The sequence below is a fragment of the Spirillospora sp. NPDC046719 genome (assembly GCF_040645715.1).
In the GTDB taxonomy this organism is placed as follows: domain Bacteria; phylum Actinomycetota; class Actinomycetes; order Streptosporangiales; family Streptosporangiaceae; genus Spirillospora.
The window spans coordinates 1-9,091 of sequence record NZ_JBEYYT010000384.1 but is presented as its reverse complement, the minus strand read 5'-3'; the positions used below and the strand labels follow the sequence as shown (position 1 = coordinate 9,091).

Here is a 9,091-nt window from a genome sequence, read left to right as displayed (position 1 = left end):
CGCGCCTTGTGGCGCGCGCCCTTCGTCGTGCTCGGGGCCTGGGGGCGCTCGGCGGCGGACGGGATCGTCCGGGAGACCGGCGGATCCCGCGGCGCGGAGTCCGGACATCGGGCGGCCCGCACGTACCGCATCGTCCCGTGACCCCGTAGTCTCGGGGGACGGACGTCCGGTGGTCGTGCGCGGTCGCGAGAGAGCAAGGCCCTTCCGAGGGGGCCGGAAGAGGGGTGCACCGTGGAACCCGGTGGTCAGTTGAACATGCAGGAGTTGCTGCAGCAGGCGCAGGCCATGCAGGAGCAGCTGTTCGCCGCGCAGCGGGAGCTGGCGGAGGCGGAGGTGAAGGGCACCGCGGGGGGCGGGCTCGTCACCGCGACGGTCAACGGCCAGGGCGAGGTCACGGGGCTGTCGATCGACCCGAAGGCGATCGACGCCGACGACCCGGCGGACACCGCCGAGACCATCGCCGACCTGGTGCTCGCCGCGATCCGCGACGCGGCCCGGGAGGCGGCCGAACTGCAGCAGGAGAAGATGGGCCCGCTCGCGGCCGGCCTCGGCGGCGGGGGCGGCATCCCCGGCCTCGGCGGAGGCGGCGCGCCGGGCGGCGGCGGGATCCCCGGCGGCTTCCCCGGCCTGGGCGGCGGCTCGGGCGCCTGACGGCCCGCCAGGGCGGACGGCCGCTCCGTGCGAGCGGCCCGCGACCGGCACAAGAGATCGTGAACTGAAAGGAGGGGTCCGTTGTACGAAGGGGTGGTCCAGAACCTCATCGACGAGCTGGGCAGGCTGCCCGGCGTCGGCCCCAAGAGCGCGCAGCGGATCGCCTTCCACCTCCTCGCCGCCGATCCGGCCGACGTCGAGCGCCTCGGCAAGGCGCTCAAGGAGGTCAAGGACAAGGTCCGCTTCTGCAGGACGTGCGGGAACGTCGCGGAAGAGGAGGAGTGCCGGATCTGCCGGGACGCCCGCCGCGACCCGTCGGTGATCTGCGTGGTCGAGGAGTCCAAGGACGTCGTCGCGATCGAGAAGACCCGCGAGTTCCGCGGCCGGTACCACGTGCTGGGCGGCGCGATCAGCCCGATCGAGGGCGTCGGCCCGGACGACCTGCGGATCCGGGAGCTGATGCAGCGGCTCGCGGACGGCACGGTGACGGAGCTGATCCTGGCGACGGACCCGAACCTGGAGGGCGAGGCGACGGCGACGTACCTCGCCCGGCTGGTCAAGCCCATGGGGCTCACCGTCACCCGGCTGGCGAGCGGCCTGCCGGTGGGCGGTGATCTGGAGTACGCCGACGAGGTGACCCTGGGACGCGCATTCGAAGGACGGAGGCTGCTCGATGTCTGACACCAACAGCCCGCAGGACTGGAACGCCCTCGCCGAGCGGGTGGCGTGCCATGTCGACAACTACCTGAACGGGCTGGAGGCCGTGGCGCGCGGCGACGCCGGGACGCACACGATCCCGCTGCTGCTGCTGGAGGTCTCGCAGGTCATCCTGGCGGGCGCGCAGCTCGGCGCCAGCGCGGACGTGATCCTTCCGGACAACTGGGAGCCGGAGATCGGCGACGACCCGGACCTCGACGCGGTCCGCACGGGCCTGGCGGAGCGCCTCGGCGACCTCGACGAGTACGTCGAGGTATTCGACCCGTACAAGGACACCGAGCCGACGTCGTACCGCCTGTCGGACGACCTGGTCGACGTCGCCAGCGATCTCGTCCACGGGCTGCGGCACTACAACCAGGACCGCCCCCTCGAGGCGCTGTGGTGGTGGCAGTACTCGTACTTCAACCACTGGGGCAACCACGCGGGCGCGTCGCTGCGGGCGCTGCACGCCTACCTCGCGAACGACCGCCTCGCCGTGGCCCAAGAGGCCGCCGTCGCCCAATAGCGGGGCGCGTGTCGGAGGGGTGTCCTAGCGTGGGGGTATGGATGATCTTTCGGCTTCGGGGGAAGATGCGCTGATCCTGCCGGACGCGTGGCGGCGGCGGATGTTCGCGCGGCGGGGCGGGCGGCCGGGGCCGGCGATCAGGGTGGACGGGTCCGCCGCTGAGGGTGTGCGCGAGCGGGTCCGCGCGCTGGAGGCCGAGCGGCCGATCGGCGAGCGGGACGGTGTCGGCCCGGAGATGGCCGGGGCGGCGCGGGAGTACCTGGCCGGTGCCGCGAACCCGCTGGGCGCGGCCGTGGTCGCGGCGCTGCTGGCGGAGGACGCGCGGTGGGACCCCGCCGTCGAGAAGCTCGCGGCGCCGCTGGCGGACGCATGGGTGGGCGAGCACGGGCTGCCGTTCGCGGCGTGCGCGTTCGCCGAGCTGAGCGGGATCCGCTGGGGTGTTCCCGGCCTGAGGGTCGCCGGGACGCCGGATGAGGGGCCCGGAAGGTCGGTGGGGTCGACGCCGGCGTGGCGGATCGGGGCCCGGCTGCGGGGGCTGCTGGCCGTCGCCGCCGAGGACGAGTACGGGAGGGCGGTCGAGGCCCTCGCGGGGTGCCGGCGCGGTGCGGCGCAGCGGACGGCGGTGTCGTTCCTGGTGCCGTCGCGGCTCGACTGGGTGCAGGAATGCTGCGAGGCGCCGCCGGACCTGCGGTACGAGTCGCACTTCCTGTGGATGCTGCACTGCGCCCTCGGCACGTCTCGCCATGTGGAGACGCTGGCCTGGTACGGGCTGCCCTACGTGCACACGTGGAACCGGTCGTGCCTGGTGACGATGCTGGACGGGCTGGGCGCGGCGGCCGTGCCGCTGCTCGTGGCGGCGTACGACGCGAACCAGTGGAACACCGACCTCCGCAAGCTGATCGTCGAGGTGCTCGCGATCGTGCCGGGCGACGAGGCGTTCCAGGCGCTGGTGGACCGCGCCGACCAGAAGCACGTGCGGTCCGCGCTGCTCGCGGCGATGAAGCGGTTCCCCGCACGGGCGCTGCGGTCGCTGGCGGCCGCGGACGCGCCGCATCTCGCCGAGCTGCTGGCGTGGCATGTGCGGGCCAATCCGGAGCTGGCGGCGGCGGCCGGTGTGGTGGTGCAGGACGACGGCCGGCTGCCGGACGCTCCCCTGGACGCGCTGCCCGGCCCGCTGGCCGATCCGCCGTGGCTGCGGAAGGCGGAGGCGGCGAAGCCCGTCGTCGTCGGGGGGCTCGTGCCGCCCGCCGGGACCGCGATGCGGTGGGAGCCGGGCGAGCGGGAGGAGTGGGCGAAGACCGACGACCGGCATCGGGTCCCGGCCGGTGACGACTGGGACGCGCTGGTCGAGGAGTTCCGCGAGGGCCGCGCCTACGGGTACGGGCTCGGTGTCCTCACGTACGGGCCGGTGGAGAAGGTCCGGCCGTGGCTTGCGAGCTGGAGGCCGCAGCTGTGGGAGGCGGAGATGTGGCTGCGGCCGGTCGTGGCCCGGTTCGGGGTGGACGCGCTGCCGGTGGCGCTGCGCGTCGCGGAGGCCGATCCGGCGGGGCTGGCCGACCGGGCGCTGCCGTTCCTGGACGCGGGGGTGGCGCGGTTGATGGCCGCGGCGCTGGCCAAGCCGAAGCGGGGCCGCACGACGGCGCTCGCGTGGTTCGGCCGGCACGGCGTGGACGCGGTGCCGCTGCTGGTCCCGGCGGCGCTGGGCAGGCCCGGCCCGGCGCGGAGAGAGGCCGAGGGCGCGTTGCGGCTGCTGGCCGAGAAGCACGGAAGCGATGAGGTCATCAAGGCGGCGGCGCGCGCGCACGGCGATGAGGTCGCGGACGCCCTGCGCGCGTCCGTCATGGTGGATCCGCTGGAGCTCCTGCCGAAACGCATCCCGGTGGTGGGCGAGTGGGCCGTCCCGGAGTCGCTGCCGCAGATCAGGCTCCGCGGGCGCGACGACGCGCTGCCCTCCGGTGCCGTCCGGCATCTGCTGACGATGCTGGCCATGTCCAGCGTCGACGAGGTGTACGCGGGCGTCGGGATCGTCAAGGAGGCGTGCGATCCCGAGTCGCTGGCGGAGTTCGCGTGGGCGCTGTTCGAGCAGTGGCGGCGGAACGAGGCACCGGCCAAGGACGGCTGGGCGCTGGCGCAGCTCGGCTGGCTCGGCGACGACGGGACGGCCCGCCGGCTGACGCCGCTGATCCGCGCCTGGCCGGGGGACGGCGGGCACTCCAAGGCGGTCGTGGGCCTGGACGTCCTGGCGGCGATCGGCACGGACGTCGCCCTGATGCAGCTGTACGGCATCGCGCAGAAGGTGAAGTTCAAGGGGCTGAAGGCGCGCGCGCAGGACAAGGTCCAGGAGGTCGCCGACGGGCTGGGCCTGACGGCGGAGCAGCTCGGCGACCGGCTGGTCCCCGACTTCGGGCTGGACGCGGGCGGCGGGCTCGTCCTGGACTACGGGCCGCGCCGCTTCACCGTCGGATTCGACGAGCAGCTCAGGCCGCAGGTGGCGGACGAGGACGGCACCCGCCGCAAGGCCCTGCCGAAGCCCGGCGCGAAGGACGACCCGGAGCTGGCGCCCGCCGCGTACAAGCGGTTCGCGGAGTTGAAGAAGGACGTGCGGACGGTCGCCGCCGACCAGATCCGGCGGCTGGAGCGGGCGATGGTGACGCGGCGCCGCTGGACGGCGGGGGAGTTCCGGCGCCTGTTCGTGGAGCACCCGCTGATCTGGCACATCGCGCGGCGGCTGGTGTGGGTCATGGAGGACGGCGGCAAGGCGGCGGCGTTCCGCGTGGCCGAGGACCGGACGTTCGCCGACGCCTCCGACGACGTGCTCGCCCTGCCGGAGTCGGCGCGCGTCGGCATCCCGCACCCGCTGGAGCTGGGCGACGCGCTGGAGGAGTGGTCGGTGCTGTTCGCCGACTACGCGATCCTGCAGCCGTTCCCGCAGCTCGGCAGGGAGGTGCACACGCTGACGGACGCCGAGCGCGCCGCCCGGCGGCTGGCGCGGTTCGAGGGCTCCGCCGTCGACCCGGCGGACGTGCTCGGGCTGGAACGGCGCGGCTGGCGGCGCGGGAGCCCCATGGACGCCGGCATCCAGCACAGCATGTACCGGGCGGTGCCGGGCGGCCTGTACGTCAACGTCCACCTGAACCCCGGGATCGACATCGGCATGGACTTCGCCGGTGCGCAGCGGCTGGAGGTCATCTGGGTGGACGACCGCCCGGAGACCGGCGACTGGTGCGCCCGCGAGGGGAGGCGGCCGATCGGCGACCTGGACCCGGTGTCCGCGTCGGAGGTGCTGGCGGAGCTGGCGGGCGTCGCGTCCTGACACATATCGGGGTTCTGCGAAACGTCCGGGTAGACTCGGGGGCACCATGACGACCCACGCCGATCCCTCCGCGGACGTCCAGGCCGAGCTCCTGGACGTGTTCAAGGCGCTGGCCAACCCGGTGCGGCTCCAGCTGCTGCGGTGGCTGCGGGAGCCGGAGCGGCACTTCCCGGTCGAGGAGGCGATCGCGGACCCGGCCGAGGTCGGCGTCTGCGTCAGCCACATCCAGGCCAAGATCGGGCTCGCGCAGTCGACGGTGTCGGCGTACATGGCGGCGCTGGAGCGCGCCGGGCTCGTCCGGTCCACGCGGGTCGGGAAGTGGACGCACTACAAGCGGGACGAGGACCGGATCGCCTGGTTCGTCGCCGCCCTCGGCCGCTCGCTCTGACCTGGGCTCTTCCCTCCTCCTCCGCCCGCCCGGTTGACTCATATCGAAATTCTGCGATACTTCGAATCATCGAGATGACGACGATGGTCGGGAGGGGACATGGGCGCGATCGGCGGGACGGACCTCGGCCGCTTCGGGGTCTGGACGTTCGACTTCGAGGACCGGCCGGCGGCCGCGATCCGCGAGTCCGTGCAGGAACTGGAGGAGCTCGGCTGGCCGGCGATCTGGATCCCGGAACGGGACGGGCGCGAGGCCATGACCCACGCCGGGTTCCTGCTCGCGTCCACCGAGCGGATCGCGGTCGTCAACGGCATCGCGCGGATCTGGTCGCGCGGCGCGCGGTGGACGCGGGGCGCCGCGGTGCTGCTGGCCGACGCCTACCCGGACCGCCACGTGCTCGGCCTCGGCTTCGGCGGGAAGCCCCAGCCGGGGACGACGCCGCTGCGGGCGATGAGCGAGTACCTGGACGAGATGGACGCGACGACCAGCGCCAACCCCGCCCCGCGGTCGCCCGTCCGCCGCATCCTCGCCGCGTACGGGCCGAAGATGCTGGAGATGGCCCGCGACCGGTCCGCGGGAGCGCACACCTACCACGTGACGGTGCGGCACACGGCGCAGGCGCGGGAGGTGCTCGGCGAAGGCCCGTTCCTCGGCGTCGAGCAGGCGGTGCTCTTCGAGAGCGACCCGGCGCGGGCCCGCGAGATCGCCCGCGAGCACCTGCGCGGCTACTTCACGGAGAAGTACAACATCGCCAAGTTCCTCCGGCTCGGCTACACCGAGGACGACATCGCCGGCGGCCGCGGCAGCGACCGCCTCGTCGACGACCTGGTGGTGTGGGGCGACCTCGACGCGATCGCCGCGCGGCTGAACGAGCACCTCGACGCCGGCGCGGACCACGTCGGCGTCCAGGTCCTCCGCGCGGCGCCGGGCGAATCGGCCATGCCCCACTGGCGCCGCCTCGCCGAGGCGCTCCTCCCCCAGCGCGCCTCCGCCTGACCGGCCCTCCGCCTGACCGGTCGCGTTGCCCTCCGCCTGAGCGGCCCTCCGCCTGACCGGTCGCGCTGGCCTCCGCCTGACCGGTCCTCCGCCCGAGCGGCCCCGCCTGAGCGGGCGCGGTGGCCTCCGCCCGACCAGGGCCTTCGCCTGGCCGGGGCTCCGGGAGGCGGCCTCCGCCCCCGGGCGGGGTCAGGACTTGAAGAACGCGAGCAGGTCGTCGTTCAGCTGGTCCTTGTGGGTGACGAACAGCCCGTGCCCGGCGGCGGGGTACTCCTTGTAGACGGCGCCCGGGACGAGAGCGGCGGTGCGGCGGCCGGTGATCTCCACGGGGGCGGAGAAGTCGGCGTCGCCGTGCACGACCAGGGCCGGCACCGTGATGTTGCGCAGCGCCTCGCGGTTGTCGGCGTAGTAGATCGTCTTCTGCACCTCCAGGACGGCCCAGGGCGTGGCGTCCAGGCACATCCGGATCATCCACTCGATGGTGGCGGGGTGGACCTCGTTGCCGAGATGCGTGGCGAAGAACGCCTGCGACTGCGTGGCGAGCCACTTGGGCCGCTCCGCGCGGATCATCGCGATCATGCCGTCGAACAGCTGCTGCGGGATCCCCTCGGGGTTGTCCTCGGTCTGCCGGAGGTACGGCAGGATCGCGGAGAGGAACGCGACGCGCTGGACGCGGTCCTCGCCGTGCCGGGCGAGGTAGCGGGCGATCTCGGAGCCGCCGGTCGAGTGGCCGACCAGGATGACGTCGCGCAGGTCCAGGTGCTCCAGGAACGCGGCGAGGTCGTCGGCGAGCGAGTCGAGGTGGTACCCGCCCGACGGGCGGTCCGACCGGCCGTGGCCGCGCCGGTCGAAGGTCAGGCACCGGTAGCCGTTCTCGACGAAGAACGGGATCTGGTACTCCCACATGCCGGTGTTGAGCATGGCGCTGTTGACGAAGACGACCGGGCTGCCCTGCCCGTACTCCTCGTAGGAGAGGCGGGTCCCGTCGTGGGTCTCGAAGAACATCTCGGCTCCTTGTTCGGCGTTGAGACGATCATGGCGGGCGGCGGGGGCGCGGGTCGATGACGTGAGAGGTAATGCGGCCGATGACATGGGGCCGCGGAGGGCGTGCGCAGTTACCTGCTCGTAATCCATTGGCGGCGCCTCGGTAGACTCATCGGTCAGTACGCCTGACCCCGATTCGAGGAGCGCCCACCCGTGGCTCTTGTCGTGCAGAAGTACGGTGGCTCCTCCGTCGCCGACGCCGAGTGCGTCAAGCGGGTCGCCCAGCGCATCATCGCGACGAAGAAGGCGGGGAACGACGTCGTCGTCGTGGTCTCCGCCATGGGCGACACGACGGATGATCTCATCGACATGGCCAAGCAGGTCAGTCCCCTCCCGCCGGCCCGCGAGCTGGACATGCTGCTCACCGCGGGCGAGCGGATGTCGATGGCCCTGCTGGCCATGGCCATCGCGAACCTGGGCCACGAGGCCCGCTCGTTCACCGGCTCCCAGGCGGGGGTCATCACCGACGGCACCCACGGGAAAGCCAAGATCATCGACGTGACGCCGGGCCGCATCCGCAGCGCGCTCGACGAGAACGCGGTCTGCATCGTCGCCGGTTTCCAGGGCGTCTCGCAGGGCACGAAGGACATCACCACGCTCGGCCGCGGCGGCTCCGACACCACGGCGGTCGCCCTGGCCGCGGCGCTGGACGCCGACGTCTGCGAGATCTACTCCGACGTGGACGGGGTCTTCACCGCCGACCCGCGCATCGTCCCGCAGGCCCGCAAGATCCCGAAGATCTCCTACGAGGAGATGCTGGAGATGGCGGCGACCGGTGCGAAGATCCTGCATCTGCGCTGCGTGGAGTACGCGCGCCGGTACAACATCCCGATCCACGTGCGGTCCTCGTTCTCCCAGAAGGAGGGGACGTGGGTCGTCGACAGCAGCGAGATCGAAGGACAGGACATGGAGCAGGCGATCATCTCCGGGGTCGCGCACGACCGGAGCGAGGCCAAGATCACCGTGGTCGGGGTGCCCGACAAGGTCGGTGAGGCCGCGACGATCTTCACGGTGCTGTCCGAGGCCGAGATCAACATCGACATGATCGTGCAGAACGTGTCGGCGGCGTCCACCGGGCGCACCGACATCTCCTTCACGCTGCCGGCGAGCGACGGGCAGTCCGCGCTGACCGCGCTGAACAAGCTGAAGGAGCGGATCGGGTTCGAGTCGCTGCGCTACGACGACCGGATCGGCAAGGTGTCGCTGATCGGCGCCGGGATGCGCTCGCACCCGGGCGTCACCGCGACGTTCTTCGCCGCGATCGCCGACGCCGGGGTGAACATCGAGATGATCTCCACCTCGGAGATCCGGATCTCCGTCGTGGTCGCCCAGGACGACGTGGACACCGCGGTCGCCGCCGCGCACCACGCGTTCGACCTCGACGTCGACCAGGTCGAGGCCGTCGTCTACGGCGGCACCGGCCGCTGACGCCGCCCTTCGACGCCCGGCCGCGGGCGGGGGGGGGGGCCCCCCCCCC

At 72.9% G+C, this 9,091-nt stretch carries 8 protein-coding genes; 7 read left to right on the top strand and 1 reads right to left on the bottom strand.

Features of this window, described 5'->3' with window-relative positions; translation table 11 throughout:
• Positions 1-255: 255 nt before the first annotated feature.
• The 6 genes from ABZ914_RS40075 to ABZ914_RS40050 all read left to right on the top strand — a co-directional run bounded on the left by ABZ914_RS40075 (position 256) and on the right by ABZ914_RS40050 (position 6,570).
• Complete coding sequence (locus tag ABZ914_RS40075) at positions 256-651, top strand: YbaB/EbfC family nucleoid-associated protein (protein ID WP_194737378.1); 396 nt, start codon at positions 256-258, stop codon at positions 649-651.
• Between the two features lie 81 nt (positions 652-732).
• Entirely contained in the window at positions 733-1,332 is a 600-nt protein-coding gene (gene recR, locus ABZ914_RS40070) for a recombination mediator RecR (RefSeq protein ID WP_151542562.1), read from the top strand.
• On the top strand, positions 1,325-1,873 hold the full coding sequence (locus tag ABZ914_RS40065; protein WP_500199780.1) for a DUF5063 domain-containing protein: 549 nt from the start codon (positions 1,325-1,327) through the stop codon (positions 1,871-1,873). The genes recR and ABZ914_RS40065 overlap by 8 nt, the downstream gene beginning before the upstream one ends.
• 37 nt (positions 1,874-1,910) lie before the next feature.
• Positions 1,911-5,186 carry a DUF4132 domain-containing protein gene (locus tag ABZ914_RS40060; RefSeq protein ID WP_500199779.1) on the top strand — a complete coding sequence of 1,092 codons (3,276 nt, stop codon included), beginning with the start codon at positions 1,911-1,913 and terminating at the stop codon, positions 5,184-5,186.
• A gap of 46 nt (positions 5,187-5,232) precedes the next feature.
• Entirely contained in the window at positions 5,233-5,574 is a 342-nt protein-coding gene (locus tag ABZ914_RS40055; protein WP_500199777.1) for an ArsR/SmtB family transcription factor, read from the top strand.
• Positions 5,575-5,673: 99 nt separating this feature from the next.
• On the top strand, positions 5,674-6,570 hold the full coding sequence (locus tag ABZ914_RS40050) for a TIGR03620 family F420-dependent LLM class oxidoreductase (protein ID WP_500199775.1): 897 nt from the start codon (positions 5,674-5,676) through the stop codon (positions 6,568-6,570).
• A 189-nt stretch (positions 6,571-6,759) separates the two neighbouring features.
• Here the strand turns inward: ABZ914_RS40050 and ABZ914_RS40045 are convergent, their stop codons facing one another.
• Complete coding sequence (locus tag ABZ914_RS40045) at positions 6,760-7,575, bottom strand: alpha/beta fold hydrolase (protein ID WP_500199773.1); 816 nt, start codon at positions 7,573-7,575, stop codon at positions 6,760-6,762.
• A gap of 192 nt (positions 7,576-7,767) precedes the next feature.
• Between ABZ914_RS40045 and ABZ914_RS40040 the strand changes: the two genes are divergently transcribed.
• Entirely contained in the window at positions 7,768-9,042 is a 1,275-nt protein-coding gene (locus tag ABZ914_RS40040) for an aspartate kinase (RefSeq protein ID WP_151542569.1), read from the top strand.
• The last annotated feature ends 49 nt before the right edge of the window (positions 9,043-9,091 follow it).